Source organism: Psychrobacter sp. CMS30, assembly GCF_904846565.1.
Taxonomy (GTDB): Bacteria; Pseudomonadota; Gammaproteobacteria; order Pseudomonadales; family Moraxellaceae; genus Psychrobacter; species Psychrobacter maritimus.
Map to the genome: position 1 here is coordinate 1 of NZ_CAJHBF010000036.1, position 18,169 is coordinate 18,169.

General features: G+C 43.0%; 14 protein-coding genes. 9 read left to right on the plus strand and 5 right to left on the minus strand.

What is annotated here, in order from left to right; all coding sequences use genetic code 11:
* Positions 1–1,436: acyl-CoA dehydrogenase C-terminal domain-containing protein (locus tag JMX94_RS12775; protein WP_201565932.1), on the plus strand; the 1,436-nt coding region annotated here is incomplete at its 5' end.
* A gap of 328 nt (positions 1,437–1,764) precedes the next feature.
* A complete protein-coding gene (locus JMX94_RS12780; RefSeq protein WP_201565933.1) occupies positions 1,765–2,241 on the plus strand; it encodes a hypothetical protein in 477 nt (158 codons plus the stop codon).
* 76 nt (positions 2,242–2,317) lie between these two features.
* Here the strand turns inward: JMX94_RS12780 and JMX94_RS12785 are convergent, their stop codons facing one another.
* Together JMX94_RS12785 and ybaK are read right to left on the minus strand one after the other, a co-directional pair.
* The gene (locus JMX94_RS12785; protein ID WP_201565934.1) at positions 2,318–2,692 is read right to left on the minus strand and encodes a 5-carboxymethyl-2-hydroxymuconate Delta-isomerase; all 375 of its coding nucleotides are present in this window, start codon (positions 2,690–2,692) and stop codon (positions 2,318–2,320) included.
* Positions 2,693–2,731: 39 nt separating this feature from the next.
* Positions 2,732–3,220 carry a Cys-tRNA(Pro) deacylase gene (ybaK, locus tag JMX94_RS12790; protein ID WP_201565935.1) on the minus strand — a complete coding sequence of 163 codons (489 nt, stop codon included), beginning with the start codon at positions 3,218–3,220 and terminating at the stop codon, positions 2,732–2,734.
* 303 nt (positions 3,221–3,523) lie between these two features.
* Between ybaK and plsB the strand changes: the two genes are divergently transcribed.
* Positions 3,524–6,400 (plus strand): glycerol-3-phosphate 1-O-acyltransferase PlsB, encoded by a 2,877-nt coding sequence (plsB, locus tag JMX94_RS12795; protein ID WP_201565936.1) that lies wholly within the window; start codon positions 3,524–3,526, stop codon positions 6,398–6,400.
* Between the two features lie 135 nt (positions 6,401–6,535).
* On the opposite strand, the gene ettA is transcribed toward plsB, so the two are convergent.
* The gene (ettA, locus tag JMX94_RS12800) at positions 6,536–8,197 is read right to left on the minus strand and encodes an energy-dependent translational throttle protein EttA (RefSeq protein WP_201565938.1); all 1,662 of its coding nucleotides are present in this window, start codon (positions 8,195–8,197) and stop codon (positions 6,536–6,538) included.
* A gap of 521 nt (positions 8,198–8,718) precedes the next feature.
* Between ettA and JMX94_RS12805 the strand changes: the two genes are divergently transcribed.
* On the plus strand, positions 8,719–9,009 hold the full coding sequence (locus tag JMX94_RS12805; protein ID WP_201565939.1) for a GNAT family N-acetyltransferase: 291 nt from the start codon (positions 8,719–8,721) through the stop codon (positions 9,007–9,009).
* Positions 9,010–9,421: 412 nt separating this feature from the next.
* The gene (locus tag JMX94_RS12810; protein ID WP_201565940.1) at positions 9,422–9,715 is read left to right on the plus strand and encodes a 4a-hydroxytetrahydrobiopterin dehydratase; all 294 of its coding nucleotides are present in this window, start codon (positions 9,422–9,424) and stop codon (positions 9,713–9,715) included.
* A gap of 145 nt (positions 9,716–9,860) precedes the next feature.
* On the opposite strand, the gene JMX94_RS12815 is transcribed toward JMX94_RS12810, so the two are convergent.
* Entirely contained in the window at positions 9,861–10,016 is a 156-nt protein-coding gene (locus tag JMX94_RS12815; protein WP_068407724.1) for a DUF1328 domain-containing protein, read from the minus strand.
* A 521-nt stretch (positions 10,017–10,537) separates the two neighbouring features.
* Between JMX94_RS12815 and JMX94_RS12820 the strand changes: the two genes are divergently transcribed.
* Together JMX94_RS12820 and JMX94_RS12825 are read left to right on the plus strand one after the other, a co-directional pair.
* On the plus strand, positions 10,538–11,842 hold the full coding sequence (locus JMX94_RS12820; protein ID WP_374220424.1) for a trans-acting enoyl reductase family protein: 1,305 nt from the start codon (positions 10,538–10,540) through the stop codon (positions 11,840–11,842).
* 484 nt (positions 11,843–12,326) lie between these two features.
* Entirely contained in the window at positions 12,327–12,761 is a 435-nt protein-coding gene (locus JMX94_RS12825) for a hypothetical protein (RefSeq protein ID WP_201565942.1), read from the plus strand.
* A 192-nt stretch (positions 12,762–12,953) separates the two neighbouring features.
* On the opposite strand, the gene JMX94_RS12830 is transcribed toward JMX94_RS12825, so the two are convergent.
* Positions 12,954–15,503, minus strand: a complete 2,550-nt coding sequence (locus JMX94_RS12830) for a Tex family protein (RefSeq protein WP_201565943.1) — start codon at positions 15,501–15,503, stop codon at positions 12,954–12,956.
* Between the two features lie 444 nt (positions 15,504–15,947).
* On the opposite strand from JMX94_RS12830, the gene ompR reads away from it, so the two are divergent.
* Positions 15,948–16,712, plus strand: a complete 765-nt coding sequence (ompR, locus tag JMX94_RS12835; RefSeq protein WP_201565950.1) for a two-component system response regulator OmpR — start codon at positions 15,948–15,950, stop codon at positions 16,710–16,712.
* A 91-nt stretch (positions 16,713–16,803) separates the two neighbouring features.
* Positions 16,804–17,943, plus strand: a complete 1,140-nt coding sequence (locus JMX94_RS12840; RefSeq protein WP_201565952.1) for a GTP-binding protein — start codon at positions 16,804–16,806, stop codon at positions 17,941–17,943.
* The last annotated feature ends 226 nt before the right edge of the window (positions 17,944–18,169 follow it).

Here is an 18,169-nt window from a genome sequence, read left to right on the forward strand (position 1 = left end):
GTCTATCAACGGGTTGTATCAATACTTTACTACAGTATGGTACGGACGAGCAAAAAGCGACTTACTTACCTAAATTGGTCGAAGGCACTTGGGCCGGTACCATGTGTTTGACTGAGCCACAGTGTGGTACCGATTTAGGACAAGTTAAATCAAAAGCCATCCCGCAAGATGACGGTACTTATAAAATTAGCGGTACTAAGATTTTCATCTCAAGCGGTGAGCATGACTTAACCGATAACATCGTTCACATCGTTTTAGCCCGTCTACCAAATGCGCCAGAAGGCACGCGCGGTATCTCACTATTTATCGTACCAAAATTCTTGCCAACTACTGAAGGCGAATCAGGCGAGCGTAACGGCGTAGCTTGTGGTTCTATTGAACACAAAATGGGTATCAACTCATCATCAACCTGTGTCTTAAACTTTGATGACGCGGTTGGTTACTTAATCGGTGAGCCAAACAAAGGTCTAAAAGCCATGTTCACCTTTATGAACACCGCCCGTATCGGTACTGGTATCCAAGGTCTAGCGCACACTGAGCTGTCTTTCCAAAACGCCCTACCATATGCGAAAGACCGTCGCTCTATGCGTACCTTATCAGGTACCAAAGACCCTGAGAAAGTTGCTGATGCGATCATTCATCATGCTGACGTTCGTCGTATGCTATTGACCCAAAAAGCCTTTGCTGAAGGTGGTCGCTCGATGATTTATCACTCAGCACGCTATGCCGATAAAATGTCGCAAGGCGTTGCCAACGGTGATGATGCTGAGTTTGAAAAATGGGATGATAAATTAGGCTTCTATACGCCTATCCTAAAAGGCTTCTTAACTGAGCTTGGTATCGAAGCGGCAAAACACGGTCAGCAAATCTACGGTGGTCACGGCTATATCAAAGAATGGGGCATGGAGCTTATCGCTCGTGATGCTCGTATCGCCACTATGTACGAAGGTACCACTGGCGTCCAAGCGCTTGATTTGCTAGGTCGTAAGGTTATCTTACAGTCTAAAGGTAAAATCATCCGTGATTACACCTCAAGCATCATGAAATGGTGTGGCGAGTACGCGCTTGATAAAGACATGCGTAAATTCGTTTGGGCACTGACCAAACTATGTGCTGAGTGGAACACTTTGACGGTACGCTTGATGCTGATGGCACGTAAAGACCGTGAAATCATCTCAGCGGCTTCAGACGATTTCTTGATGTACTCAGGCTATGTAATGATGGGTTATCACTGGGCGCGTATGGCGGCTGTCGCTTATGACAAGCTTAAAAATGGCGGCACTGAGTCTCCAGAATTCTACAAAGCCAAAATCCAAACCGCTGAATTCTATTTCGATAAACTGTTGCCACGTACTTCAGGTCACGCTGAAGCCATGGTTGCACCAAGCGATAGCATGACAGCGATGAAGATTGAGAACTTTGCTTTCTTAGATTAAAATTATGACTAAGATTGCAAACGCATTAATTGACTGATTAATTGGTTAATTAATAATTGATAAGAAAAGCGCCTATTATTTAGGCGCTTTTTTATGCTTAACTGAAAGTTAGAAAGTACTAGAACTGGAAATACTAAAGCTAGAAATACAGTCAATTCAAAATACAGTCAATACGTTATTATCCTCGTGCTGTCGGGATAAATTTTTCTTGCTTGCTGTTCGCAAGCGTGATAGAGGCTACAAAAAACTTATCCCACCAGCAGTTTGCATCGGTTTTACATCGAATAGACTACAGAAAATAGATAACAGACTTAGTTAGGAGACGACGATGTTTGCCATTAATAACAAAACTACTTTATTAAGCGCACGAGTGATAAAAACACTGTTGCTTAGTGCGACGTTAATAGGCGTTAGCGCAAATAGTACGTTGGCTAAAAGTAGCGACAGCCCTATTCATTTTGCGAAAGGTACTATTACTAGTACGGTGACTGGTAAATTAAAACCTAATGAAAACGAACGCTGGTATCGCTTTGATGCCAACAGTTGGCAATATACCATTATTAATATTGCGCCACTTGCGGGCACGCCTGAGACGGCCAATGTCGGCGTATTGCATATGCCAAACGGTACGCAAGATGGCACCAAAGGCGGTATCATTTATCAAGGCTGCTTACCCGCAACCGGAGAATATCGCTTACGTATCGCCCGTAATCTAATGGCCACTCAAGGTAAAACAGCAGGTTATAAGGTTGAGGTAATGATATTACCTAAATATGCCAGTGAATCCTTATGCAAGTCTTTATAAGTTTATCAAAATACTAACGATATACTAGCGACGGAAAAGCGCGTAGTAAATACTCGTAAGCACTCATAAGCAGCCATTAGTCATCAAGCATTTTCTTATGATAAATCGCGCTGATTTCTTCCACCTCAACACAGATTTGTATGCCTACGCGCCCTGATTGCTCGGCATCTAATGCCTCTTCTATAGCAGCCGTTAATAACTCGGCGAGCTGATGGCGTATGACCTCGTCACGGCCGTTCATTATCTTTAGATACGCATAAACAAAGCCATTAACTTGCTCATCGTCTGCAATACCAACCAAAAACGTCTCAATCGGTACGATACGCGCTTTGATATCAGCTGGCTTAGCAAAATGCCCACTGTCCCATAATGCTTGATTTAATGCTTTAAGAAATGACGCTTCATGAGCAATCGTGACATTGGGCGTTACTTGAATGGTTAAATGCGGCATTGGTAAAATCCTTAAAAAAGTAGCAAAACTTGTTAAACACTAATCATCGACAATATCTGCAAAGCGCGCCGCAAGGGTGGTTGCCAATTGCTCAGGCGGCAGTTCAATCTCCAAACCTCGGCGGCCGCCACTGACATAGATACTACTTTGCTCTTGCGCCGAGGCATGTATGAGAGTCGCTAAGCGCTTTTTTTGACCTAAAGGACTGACACCGCCGAGCACATAGCCGGTAGTTCGTTCGACTTGCTTGGGGTCGGCCATTTGCACTTTTTTGCAGGGCAGCATTTTATGAGCAGATAGCGCCTTGGCCATTTTTTTGAAATTTAAAGTTTTATCCACGGGTAAAATAGCCACCGCCAGCACGCCAGTATCGGTTGTGACCACCAAGGTTTTAAACACACGCTCGGCAGCAATGGCCAGTTTTTCAGCGGCTTCCAAACCAAAAGATGCAGCATTACTGTCGTGAGTATATTCGTGTAATTTATAATCAAGGTGACGTTGTTTGGCAAGTTTAATAGCAGGAGTCATAATGTTTTAGCTTCGATAAAGAAAGGGTAGAGAATAAATTTTAAAAAGATTTAAACAACAATGTACGATTTCATTTTAATTCTGGCTTAATCTTATCGCTAGTTTAGCAGATATAGTATTGCGCGAAATGGTTGATATTTCTACCTATGACTTCAAGTAATTGCGCCTCTCAATAGTAATCTTAGCTGATAAATTCTCTGGTGACATTGTTAATATTAACAGTATATACAGACACCATATATCGCTTTGATGGCTTTTATGGCATCATAAGCGCAACACATTTGACTAATTTTGATACTCATTATGATACCGAAGTTCTTAAAAAAACGGATTTTTAAAGCGCCCGTAACGACTGGCGATGCGGCAGCTACTAAAGACTTAGACAGCGATATCAGCCCAGTCGTGCAAAAGCCTTATTCTAATGCCCCGATTAATCAGCTATATCGTAAGCTCTCGGGGCAGATGCTTGATGTTGCCGTCAAGCCAAAGCTATTGGGCGAATTGCCTGAGTTTGATGACGACGACAACATTCTCAGATTTTATGTGCTGCAAGACTATTCGCGCTCCAACAGTATTTTGATTGACCTGCAAACACAAGAGCATAATCTGCCACCCGCATTGGTCGGTGTACAAGATATTGCCCACGATATTAAAGAAAACGCGGCGATTATATTTTTACATCATCCGCATGCCAAAGACAGCCAACTGTCACCTCGCCTATCGCGCTTGGTCTCTGCCGTTTTACAGCATCCAGAATTAAAGGTGCGTTTGGTGCCAGTCTCCATCCTGTGGGGACGCGCGCCAGAAAAAGAAGACTCGTTATTTAAGCTTTTGACTGCCGATAACTGGCAAGACCCCAGTATCACCAAGCAGCTATTTAATATCGGCGTGATGGGACGCGATACCTTTGTCCAATTCCATCCACCGCAAGATTTGCGTACCCTTATCAATGATAGTCTTAAAGGCGATGGCGAAGGATTCTCTGTCTTTGATTCAGTAGCCAGCGATTTAAAAGACAGTCTTGCACAAGATACTTTATTAAAAGACCGTTTATTAAAGGACACTTTATTAAAAGAAGGTGCTTTAGAAGATAGCGAATTAACAGCTAATATTCTAAATGACAGCGCTGCAAAGAATAGCAACAGTATCACAAATGAAGTCGATGAAGCGCCAAGCTATGCCATGGTTGCCGCAGCGGATGGCAACCGTGAATTGGTGCGCTCATTGCAACAACAGCTTAATATTTATTTAGACAAACAGCGTGCCAGTATGCTTGGCCCTGATTTGTCAGACAGACGCAACTTGGTCGACAAGTTGGTATATTCGCCAGCTATTAAAAACGCCATAGAAGCCGAAGCTGAGGCCTCTGGTATCAGCGTCCGTGAAGCCCGTGCCTTGGCAAAAGGCTATGCCAATGAGATGGTCAATGACTATTCGCACTCTATTGTGCGTGGTTTTTATAAATTCCTTACTTGGCTATGGACGCAACTTTATGATGGCGTCGAAGTGCATCACTTTGAGCGTGTACGCGAGCTGGCAGCAGATTACGAGCTGGTTTATGTACCTTGTCACCGTAGCCATGTCGACTACCTGCTGCTGTCTTATGTCATCTATAAGCGCGGCCTGAGTATTCCTTATGTTGCTGCTGGTGACAATTTAGATGTGCCAGTATTAGGGCCGTTATTGCGCGGCGCGGTTGCCTTTTATATTCGTCGTAGCTTCCGTGGCAATGCGCTTTATACCGCGGTACTCCGTGAGTATATGCATACCCTCATCACCCGTAACACACCGATTGAGTACTTTATCGAGGGTGGACGCTCGCGTTCAGGACGCTTATTACCGCCAAAAATGGGTATGCTGGCGATGACTGTCCATAGTCAATTACGTCACTCTGAGAAGCCGGTGGTATTTATACCGACTTATATTGGTTACGAGCGCATCATGGAAGGCGGTACCTATGTCGGTGAGCTAAAAGGCAAACCAAAAGAGTCTGAATCATTAATAGGCTTATTGAAAGTTGGGCGTAAGATTGAGCGTATCTTTGGCAATGTGCATCTAAGTTTTGGCACACCGCTGCACCTTAGCGATTTTATGCAAAAGTTTGATGTACCAGCCAATAGCCTGCCTGCCGATCGCACCGATACCCCGCTCGATGATAAAGCCAGCGCCATGGTTGATAATATCGGCGTCAAAGTCATGCAGCATATCAATAAAGCAGCGGTTATCACCCCTGTATCCCTATTGTCGTTGGTATTATTATCCGCACCGAAATCGGCGCTTGACGAAGATATTTGCCGCGAGCAAATTGCTTTGTATCAAGGCTTAGCTCAGCAGCTACCTTACTCAGCTGATACCGTCATCACCGATATGTCGCCGCAGCAAATCATCGATTATGGGATTAAGCTAAAGCTTATCGAGCGTAGACCGCATATCTTAGGTGATATCATTCAGATTGCCGGCAAGCAAGCTGCTCTGCTTAGCTATTTCCGTAACAATATCCTGCATGTCTTTATTTTATTATCATTCCTATCGGCCTTAGTAGCACGTAATGGTCGCATCGAACGCAGTCGTCTAAATAGCATTGCCGAACAATTATATCCGTTCCTTCAAAGTGAGCTGTTCCTATACTATCCAGCCCACGGTCTGACAGAAACGCTCAACAAAAAAGTCGATAGCCTGCTGGCAAATGGCCTGATTGTAGAATTGAGCGATGGCATGCTGAGCGTCCCTGAGACAAATAGTAAATGCTATCAGCAGCTACAAGTGCTGGCGACGCCTGTTGAACAAAGCCTTGAGCGTTACTTTATGACCCTTGCTTTACTTGCCCAGCAAGGCTCAGGCAATCTGACCGAAAACGAAGTCGTTGACCTCTGTCATCTGCTTGGACAGCGTTTGTCGGTACTGTATGCCGATGATATTCCTGACTTTTTTGACCGTGCTTTATTTACCAGCTTTATCAGTGCCTTGACTCGTCTTGACTACTTGCAGAAGGATGAAGAAACGGGCATCTTAACCTTTGATCAGCGTATCGACCTTATTGCCCATCATGCAAAATATGTATTAAGTCCTGATATGATGCAAATCTTGCAGCAAGTTGCCAGTCTCAATGAAGAAGAGATTGCCCACGCCATTACTGAGATTAGTAATAAGAAGCAGCGTAAATTTGGTCGTAAGCGTTAATTTATAGCCAGCTAAATTCAATTATTTAGCAAAAAAAAGACCTCTAATCAATTAGAGGTCTTTTTTATATCAATTTTAAATTTCTAAACAGCCAATTTTTTATCAGCTGTTAAATAGCTACCTTAGGTAGATGTCCTAGGTACTAATCTTTTTATACTTCATACGCTTAGGACTGGCGTCATCACCCATGGTCTTTTTACGATAGGTTTCAAACTCAGAATAGTTACCATCGAACCAAACTGGGCCTTCATCTTCAAATGCCAAGATATGGGTTGCGATACGGTCAAGGAACCAGCGATCATGCGACACGACCATGACGGTACCTGGGAATACTTGAATCGCATCCTCTAGCGCACGTAAGGTTTCGATATCCAAATCGTTTGATGGTTCATCAAGGAGCAAGACGTTAGCGCCTTGTTTTAGCGTCTTAGCAAGCTGCAAGCGGTTACGCTCACCACCTGATAATTGACCAACGTGCTTTTGCTGGTCTGAGCCTTTAAAGTTAAAGCGACCGATATAAGCGCGGCTTGGCGTTGTATAGTCGCCAACCGTGATGATATCTAGGCCGTCAGACACTTCTTCCCAAACGGTTTTACTGTCATCTAAGTTGTCACGTACCTGACCAACATAAGCGACTTTGACACTTTCACCCAATTCGACTGAACCAGTATCTGGCGTATCACGTTCGGTAATCATGTTAAATAGCGTGGTTTTACCCGCACCATTTGGACCAATAATACCGACGATAGCGCCCGCTGGCACGTTAAAGCTAAGATTTTCATAAAGCAAACGATCGCCAAACGATTTAGAGATATCGTTGACTTCGATGACTTTATTACCCAAACGAGGACCCGGTGGAATATAAATCTCAGAGGTCTCGTTACGCTTTTGGAACTCTTGTGAGTTCAATTCTTCAAAACGCTGGACGCGAGATTTAGACTTGGCTTGTTGGCCTTTTTGGTTTTTACGAATCCAATCAAGCTCTTTTTTCAGTGCTTTAGCAAACGATTCTTCTTGCTTATTCTGCTGCTCTAGACGGGTGTTCTTTTGCTCGAGCCACTCAGTATAGTTGCCTTCGTACGGATAGCCATGACCGCGGTCAAGCTCCAAAATCCACTGAGCAACGTTATCCAAGAAATAACGGTCATGGGTAATGGCAACGATGGTACCGCTGTAGTTCTGTAAGAACTGCTCTAACCATGCGACAGATTCGGCGTCCAAATGGTTAGTCGGTTCGTCAAGTAACAGCATATCTGGGCGTGATAATAGCAGGCGGCATAGTGCCACACGGCGTTTTTCACCACCTGATAGTTTGCTAACATCAGCATCCCAAGGTGGCAGACGCAAGGCATCAGCCGCTTTTTCTAACTGAGTATTTAAGTTATGCGCATCCCACGCTTGAATGATATCTTCCATCTTGCCCTGTTCTTCAGCAAGCTTATCAAAGTCTGCATCGGGTTCCGCGTATTCAGCATAAATAGCATCTAAACGAGCAAGCGCATCTAACGCTTCACGCATACCGTCTTCGACGTTACCACGCACGTCTTTGCTGTCGTCAAGCTGTGGTTCCTGCGGCAAATAACCAATTTTGGTGCCAGTTTGCGCACGTGCTTCACCACTAAATTCCGTATCCACGCCCGCCATAATGCGTAGCAAGGTTGATTTACCTGAACCGTTAATACCTAGGACACCGATTTTGGCGCCAGGGAAAAACGATAGGTTGATGTTCTTTAAGATTTCACGCTTAGGTGGAACAAGTTTTGACACGTTGTTCATCGTGTAAATATATTGAGCCATTAACACTCCGATAGACTGCATAGACGAGGCTAGCAAACCCTATTCAGCAATAATGCCAAATGGACTGCGCCTCAAAAATCAGGGTTATAAATTGTCTGTCATTATCGCATTGTGGCGCAACCCCTGCAAGCTAACAGGCTGTTTTACCTGTCGTTTTGCGCCTTTTAACTTTTTTTGCGGTCTTTTTGCTGATAGCAGTCTGTTTTATTAACTATCTACGCTAAAACTTTTCTTAAAAACCCATTCATTACAAACCCTTGTAGCAATACTTAAGGTAAAGTAAATCTATTAACATTTACCCTATCTAGCCTTACGGTTGATGACTAGAAAATTTGCTTAAAAAAGCCCACAATAAGCAGAGTAAGCTATTAATGATAAGAGCTAACTTGATAAAAAATAGCTTAGTCATACAAATTAGCAGGTGCAAGTTTAATAATCACGGTTTAATAAGTACCATTAAATTAATAAGCGTAAAAGCACTAGCTATGAACAATTATAAATATTAATAACGGAGATTTTTTATGAGTAATGATAATAGCAAACCAGTAGATATCACCCATGACGAGCAAGCAAAGCGTTTTGAGACCTCAATCGATGGTCATACCGGATATATCAGCTATCAAGAGCGTGACGATAAATTGGTTTATGACCATACTATCGTTCCGCAAGAATTGGGCGGTCGCGGTGTCGGTTCAGCCTTGGTCAAACACGCCTTAAACTATGCACGTGATAATAATAAAAAAGTCGTGCCACAATGCTCTTTTGTGGCTTCATATATTGATAAGCACCCTGAATATCAGGACTTGCTTTAATCTAAGATGAGTAAGTAAGCTCAGGCAATCATTACGGCTTTATGGCTAAAGCGATGCTATAAAATAAAAATTGCGCGTTAAAAGCGATTGTTATTTATCGCTACAACCTTACGATATTTTAAGCATTAATGACCTACTATTACCCTCCTATTTATCTGATGTTCTTTATTATATTTTTGCCTACAAATATATAATAAGAGATTAGAAATAGGTGGGTTTTTTGCCCTATACTGCTTATATTATTGATGGCTGATATTGTTTGATATTTATATCAGTTATCAGTCGTTAACATAAGACGGCTATCATAAAGTAACTGGCATAAAGTAACTGGCATAAAGTAATTAGCATAAAACAGTTCCTAGACAGCAAACTTGTCATCAAACCCTCCACTATAATAATAAAGGATATCACCATGAGTAGTTTATCTAATCAACAAGTTGATTTGCAGTTGGAAGAACTGCCAGGCTGGCAGCGCGATGGTAATGCTATCGTAAAAACCTACCACTTTGGCGATTTTGTTGAAGCCATGAGCTTTATGAATCAAGCAGCTTTTCATGCTGAAGCATTAGAGCATCATCCTGAATGGAGTAATACCTATAATGTGGTCGAAGTTCGCCTGACTACTGGTGATACCGGCGGCATTACTAGCCATGATGTTCGTTTGGCAAAACGAATGGAGCATATCATCCAGCCCAAAAGCTTTTAGCAATATAGTCCAGAGCGCATACAGTATTTGAAAATATCTAACTTTTAAAAGTACTTAAATTTTGACCATAAAAAAAGTCCTCTATTGAGGACTTTTTCTTGTTATGAGCATGAATACTTAAAATCTAAGCAGTCACTGTTCTCTATTACATACGGCGACTAACAAATGCGACAATGAATAGAATCACAGCAATAGCTAGTAGAATGTAGGCAAAGTTTGCAGATAGGCCAGCAACACCGCCGAATCCTAGGAAACTTGCAATTAACGCGATTACGGCAAAAATAATAGCCCAACGAAACATAATAATTCTCCTCAAATAATAGTTTAAAAACGAAATACTAAGACCGCTTTGGTAAACACCAACAATCCCTTTATCAGTTAAATCGTCTTACCTTAATAGTCTTCATCATCCAATATTTTACTTTTTGTTTTAATACTGAACGGCTTACGAATATAGATTAGCAATGATTGGCTGTAGAAAACGTTCATTTTGGTAATAATGTCGATAGGTTATGTAAACTTTGTAGCAAATCTTACCATTTTGCAGTTTTTACTTGGCTTTTGAAGACTTATGTGTAGAGATAGTGAACGTTTGCTTATACTCAGCTGTTTTTATGAGAAAATTGGCAGTAATTTTCAACTCTATACTTTAGTATTTCTACAGGTTTTCATTTAAAGCCATTAATTAGTAAAACCGCTTCTTAGTAAAAGTTGCTTATTGAAGATAAATTAGCAAAACCACTTAGCGATATTTTTTAGAACAAGCATTTAATAATAAGCGTTTAATAAACAACATCTAACAACAACGACCTAATAAGGAAGATAAATATGAATACGGATACTTCAAACCCTAGCAATGCAGCAAATGATAAGCCTTCGACTTCTGGCGACAAACGCCCTTATGCAGTGGTTCTTTACGGAGCAACCAGCTTTGTTGGACAGATTACAGCGCACTATTTAACAGAGTTTTTATCGAATGCTAAAGACAAAAATGGCGCAAACGTTACTTGGGCGATAGCCGGTCGTGATGAAGAAAAACTCAATAAGCTGCAATCTAAACTTGCTAGCAAAGTCGATATTATCATTGCGAATAGCGACAATGCGGCGAGCCTCGATAAAATGACCAAGCAAACCCAAGTTATTATCTCAACCGTTGGTCCTTACCTAAAATATGGCGAGCCTTTGGTTAAGTCTTGCGCGGAAAACGGTACCGATTATGTCGATCTGACCGGTGAAGCTATCTTTATCAAAGACATGATGGATAAGTATCAGGATACGGCAAAGCAAAGCGGCGCGCGTATCGTCAACTCATGTGGCTTTGACTCTATCCCATCAGATTTGGGCGTTTACTTTACCCAGCAGCAAGCAGAAGAAAAATTCGGCAGCGCCTGTGATGTGATTCATATGCGCGTCAAAGCAGCAAAAGGCGGCTTATCGGGCGGCACGATTGCCTCGATGGCGACTATCTTTGAAGAAGTCGGTCAAGATAAATCCCGCCGTAAGCAAGTAGCAAATCCTTATTTACTCAACGATGATAAAGATGCGCCAAACGTGCGCCAAGCCAATGTCAGCAAACCTGAATACGATGACGAGCATAAGCGCTGGCTGGCACCCTTTGTGATGGCAAGTATCAATACTCGCATCGTGCATCGCAGTAACCAACTCCTGGGCTATGAATATGGTCGCGACTTTAAGTATGACGAAGCAATGTGGATGAAAGATGGCCTTAAAGGCAAGCTATCAAGCTATGCAATGAGTGCAGGCTTATTAGGTTTTGCCACTGCCATGATGATTACGCCAAGTCGCGAGCTTTTATCTAAGCACGTATTGCCTAAATCAGGCTCGGGTCCTTCTAAAGAAGAGCAAGAAAATGGCTATTTTGATATTCGTCTATTTGGCCAGACCGCCGATAAAGATAGCATCAATACTAAAGTCACCGGTGACAAAGATCCTGGTTATGGCAGCACCTCGCGTATGTTGGCCCAAGCAGCATTATGCTTAGCACAGGATATTAGCAAAGAAGAGGTTGGTGGCGGTTTTTGGACGCCCGCCTCCGCCATGGGCGATAGCTTATTAACACGTTTAGAAGCGCACGCTGGTCTTAGCTTTGAAGTCGTCGATGCTTAATAACATTCATGCTTAAAACCAAAGTAATGTGATTTTAATTAATATAGTAATGACCGCCTCTTAGTAATAAGAGGCGGTTTTTTTATTGCCTATCTGTTTTCGGCTTATTTTTTATCTGACAATAACCATACAGTAGTTGCACAAAATCACCTATAAACATCCATCTGTTAGACTTTTAATTTATGTACTACTGAATCAACGCTTGTTTAGTTGGTATTCTCCCCTCTAGATTTTTATAACTGCTTTAATTTGGCTTATAAAACTCTTTATCCAATTCGATCATGATAATCGCTTACTGGTTATCATGATTTTATTTTTCCTATAGATTAGATGTTAGTTATATTAAATATATAGATTCAAAATATTAAATAAATCTCGATATTTGGCTGTTATATACCTCTGTTATATACAGCACGCAAAATAAGCGTCAAGTTTGAAATGCTTTAAACTGACATGATAAGACTATAAATTAAGGAATTAATTCATGAAAAAAAGTACTTTATCTTTATCGCTACTCATTGGCGCTGCACTCACTATCCCAAGTTTGGCTATGGCAGCACCTGCTGATAAAGCAGCAGCAGAGAAGCAAACGGCGGTCGCTGCAACCACACTTGAGACTGCAAGCGAAAACACCAGTAGTAAGTCAGTAGCCAATCAAGCTAATCCAATTCAAATTAGCGAAACTCAAACTATCTCAAGATCAAAGGTCAGTGTTAACAATAGCGCTAGCCAACAGCCGATGACCACTGAGCTACAAGCTGAGCAAGCGTCTATGCAAGATGCCATGCCATTACAACAAGCGGCTATGCAAAATCCAGAAGATGCGCTGCAGCCACAAGCACAAGATGAAATGCTAGAAGAAGAAGCTGTATTAGAAGAAGAGACAGAAGAAGACGTAGAAGTAACGGAAGATTTATAAATTATAGGTCAAACGCTTGTATGAGTAGATAAAACCTTAAAGTTCTTTATTACCAACAAAGCTATTACCAACAAGTCAAACCACTCTTAAAGGGATTCCTCCAATATATTCCCAATAAAAAAGGCAGCCATCGATAGCTGCCTTTTTTAGTTGTTTATCGTTAAATAAAACCCTTATAACCATAAACAGTCATTACTTTTTAGCTTTGGTCACGCCAGCTTCTTGTAATAATGCCCCAAGCGTACCCATTTTACTAGGTGCTTCTGCTTTCTCAGCTCTAGGCGCTTTACTGCGGTTATTGGCGCTGTCTTTATCTTGACGATTACCACGCGGTTTTGTTGCACGCTTATCAGCCGCTGGACGGCTATTACTTGGACGGCTATTACTTGGACGGTTGCTGCGTGGACGACTGGTTTTATCCTCATTACCCGTACCTTCTGCAGTCGACTTCGCAGCTGGGCGTACTGGTTTTTCAGACTCAGGCTTCATACTAAAGCCGATACGGCCGCGTTTTTCATCGATAGAAATCACACGTACCGAGACGATATCGCCTGGCTTAACGCGGTTCATCGGGTCAGCAACGAAGTCATTGGCCATCTGTGAGATATGCACCAGACCATCTTGATGGACACCGACATCAACGAAGCAACCAAAGGCTGTGACGTTGGTAACAACGCCTTCAAGCTGCATACCTTCGCTCAAGTCTTTAATGCTGTTCACATCTTCACGGAAGTTAGCCGTTTTAAACTCAGGACGTGGGTCGCGTGCAGGCTTGGCAAGCTCTTCAATGATGGCTTTGACACTGATATTGTCATCGTTAGCAGCAAGCGCAGTGGTATCGATGCTGTTTAGCACGCCATCGTTACCGATAACTTCTGGCAACGTTTTACCGGTTTGCTCAAGTAAGCTGTCAACCAGCGCATAGCTTTCTGGATGCACGCCTGTCGCATCAAGGGGATTGCTACCACCATGGACGCGTAAGAAGCCCGCCGCTTGCTCAAAGGTTTTAACCCCTAAGCGCGGGACGTTCTTTAATGCTTCACGGCTATCAAAGGCACCGTGCTCTTTACGATAGGTGACGATTTGCTGGGCGACGTTTTTATTCAAACCAGCAATATGCGCCAAGATAGCAGGACTTGCCGTATTTACATCAACACCAACGGCGTTCACGCTGTCTTGCGTGACTTTATCTAGACTATCCGCTAATTGAGTTTGATTGACATCATGCTGATATTGACCAACGCCAATCGCTTTTGGGTCAACTTTAACCAATTCTGATAGCGGATCTTGCAAGCGACGGGCGATAGAAACCGCACCGCGTACAGAGACATCTAAATTAGCAAGCTCGTCACTGGCAAGCTCACTCGCCGAATAAACTGACGCGCCTGATTCATTAACGATAACGGCTTTGGCTTTTAATTCAGCGTTGGCGGCCAAAATCTCTTTAATCATCGCATCTGTTTCGCGGCTCGCCGTACCATTACCGATAGCGACCAAATCAACGTTATAAGTGCTTAATAATTCATCGATGACTTTTTTGGCTTCATCCATTTTATTATCAGGGGCGAATGGATAAACGGTTGCAACGACAGGCTTGTCTTCGCTGTCTAGCATGACATGGCCTTGAGCATCGACAATCGCCATTTTAACGCCATGACGGATACCCGGATCAACACCCAAAATCACTTTACGGCCGGCAGGCGCTGACATGAGTAAATGCTGTAAGTTATTGGCAAATACATCAATCGCATCGGCTTCAGCAGTCAGACGTTTTTCAGTCAATAAACGATGCTCGATATGCGGACGCCATTTTTCTTTCCATAAGCTGGTCGCTGCTTCTGTCAAAAATTCTTGACGTTCTGCTGGCGCTTTGGCATCAATTTCAAAATGCTTAATAATTTTTTCGATAAATGGAGCGTCTTCGCCTTCGATTTTAAGACCTAAAACGTTTTCTTGGCGACCGCGCAGCATGGCTAATAAACGATGATTTGGCAGACGCGCCAAGCTTTCACTATGCTCAAAGTAGTCTTTGAATTTTTCGCCAACTTCACGTTTTTCTTCACTAGCAACGCTCGATACGATACTGGCGGTTTTAGCAAAGCCACTGCGCAGATTATCGAGTAAATCCAACGCCTGCGTCCATTCATCAACGATGATGGCTTGTACGCCTGCCAATTGCTTGTCGATATCGCTGAAGTCGACTTCAATCTCATTACCGCTATCATCGGTAATGCTAGATTGTGCTTGATAGTCGGCGAGCGCCTCTGTCGGCGTAATCTCTTGCGTTAAGACCGCTTGTGCGGCCACATCAAGACCGGCGGCACGTGCTTTAGCAGCCGGTGAACGGCGACGTGGACGGTATGGCAAGTAGATGTCTTCAAGCTCAAGTTTCGACGTCGCATTATCAATGCGCGTCTGCAGCTCGTCAGTCAAATTACCCTGCGTGCTCAGCAGCTCGGTAATTTTGAGGCGACGGGTTGCCATGTCACGCTCATAATTGAGCGACTTCTCTAAAGCTCGCAGCTGCGCATCGTCAAGATTCTGCGTCTTTTCTTTACGGTAACGGGCAATAAACGGAACGGTCGCGCCTTCATCGTAAAGTTTGACAAACGCATTGACTTGAGCAGTCTTAATGCCAAGCGCGCGAGCAAGCTTGTCGTGAATATTCGCGTGTGTGGTTGCATCCAAAACCTGTGCATTTGTCGAGGTTTGAGATGGCGTTAAGGTATCAGTGCTACTCATAGACGTATCAATCGTTGAGAAATGTAGTTTTGCATTATAGCAAAAGCTGCATGAATAAAAATCCTTTTTATCTTTTCGTTATTTATCGCCTGTTTTATGGCAAAAATCGTCTGATATCGTTCTTTCTAACGCCTTGTTAAACAAACGCATACAGCATTTATCCGTATCAGTGATGCAATTGCGCCTGCAATCTTATACACTAAAGTATCAAGGGCACAAATATGGCTAAGCCCTGCCATATTGAACAAAAGTCTTTATTTTTATAGGTTTTTTCGACAACTATATTTTTTATGACCACTAATGGTTTGCTAATCATGATTTACTTATCAACGGATTGATCATTAAATAACAATAAGATTTTTACCCGCGTTTTTAATGGTATTTTTATAAACGTTTTTTACTAAAAACTGCTACTAATAATAATTTTTATAAGAGGATGACTGTATGACAGATAACAACAGCCCTGACACCTTAAACCAGCGCATTTTGGTCGTTGATGACGATGCACGCTTGCGCTCTTTATTACAACGCTTTCTAGAAGACGATGGTTTTGTCGTCCGTACGGCCCATGATGGCAATCAGATGGACAAATTGATGCAACGTGAGCTGTTCTCATTGGTGGTATTGGATTTGATGCTACCAGGCGAAGACGGTATTAGTATCTGTAAGCGCTTGCGCGAAGACAATGGCGATATCCCGATTATCATGCTTACTGCTAAAGGTGGCGATGCCGATCGTATCGCTGGCCTTGAAGCCGGCGCTGATGACTATCTGCCAAAGCCATTTAACCCAAAAGAGCTATTGGCCCGTATCAAAGCGGTGCTGCGTCGTCAAAATCGTGAGCTACCGGGTGCGCCAAGTCATCAGCTAGAAGTGGTTGAGTTTGGACCATGGACGCTTGATTTATCGACCCGTACCCTTAAACGCGACGGCAATGTGGTCACTTTGACGACCGGTGAGTTTTCAGTATTAAAAGCCTTGGTACAGCATCCACGTGAGCCATTAACACGTGATAAACTGATGAACCTAGCCCGTGGTCGTGAATGGGGCGCGATGGAGCGTTCTATCGATGTACAAGTATCACGTTTGCGCCGTCTGATTGAAGACAATCCTTCACAAGCGCGTTATATTCAAACCGTTTGGGGCGTAGGTTATGTATTCGTGCCCGATGAAGCAGAAGTTGAAGCGGCCAAAAATGAGTCGTTATAAACTCATAAATGCTGCTTGCGGCTATTGATACCTCAGATGCTTAATATCTAATCCTATTAATATCACGGGCGCAATATTGAAATCACCTATTATGCTTCAAAACATACCCTGCACCTTGGTGACAGGGTTTTTGGGTTCTGGCAAAACCACGCTCATTAATCAATTAATTGCGACCAAACCAATAGGTGAACGCTGGGCGTTATTAATCAATGAGTTTGGTCGTATCGGGATCGATGGCGCACTACTAGCCAGCTCACAAGATAGCCATACGACACATGACATCGCCATTCGTGAAGTGAGCGGCGGCTGCATTTGTTGTACCAGTCAGTTGCCACTACAAATCGCTCTGAGTCGCTTGCTCAGTGACCATCATCCAAAGCGTCTGCTTATTGAGCCAACAGGGCTTGCCCATCCGCGTGAGCTTGTGCAACAGCTGAGTGCGCCGCATTGGCAAACGGCTTTAAAAATGCAAGCAGTCATCACGGTGCTTAGCGCCCTGCAATGGCAACAAGAAAAGTATCGTACTCATGAAGGTTTTCAGGCGCATGTCCGCGATGCCGATGTTTTGGTCATTAATCGCTATACTCAATTAAGCGCTGACGAAAGACAAGCGCTTCAAGCATGGGTAGCCAAGCTCAATGCACAGATTTCTATTATTTGGGCAGAATCCAACAGCCAGACAACCACTCATGAGATAAATACATCAACAGGCTATTCAGCAGCATTAAATGCACAGCTTTTCAAACCCAGTTTTGTCATCTCAAAGCAGCAAAGAGTCAATATCGCTGAGCCATACAGAGCTGTTGTGGGCTTAAAGCCAAATCCGCTGAGTCATTCTTTAACAGCTAATACCTTCCACAATCCTGAAAGCAATGACGATAATAAGCCCGATACAAGTGTAGAGCTGCCCTATCGTTATCATGAGCAACAGCAAGATATTCTACTGGCAGGGTGGCGACTACCAGCAGAATATGTATTCAATGCCGATAAGTTACAGGATTGGCTGTTAAAGCTGCCAAATTGGCAACGTATCAAGGGCGTTGTGCATACCTCTCATGGCTGGCTACAAATCAATTTTACTCCTGATAGCTTGTCCACAAAGACAGTGAGCGCACAAGCAGATAATCGACTAGAGATTATTTTGCAAGCAAGTACTGAGCAAGAAGATGCGACAGCGGTTAAGGTAGATTGGGAAGTCTATGACCTTGAGCTGATGGCACTGATGTTATAGATAGTTATAGTTATTGATTGCCTAGCCATCTATCGGCAGTAATAAACAGATTGTTGATAATAATTGACAGTAATGATAATGCTGATAAAGATAAAACCGATAAAAAAATCCCCCACTATCAAAATAATGGGGGATTTTTTATTAACGCAATTGGCTGTCTTTACTACCGCGACGATTAAATAGCTCAGTCGCCTTTGCTTCTTGTTCAAGCTCCGTTTGACAGCCA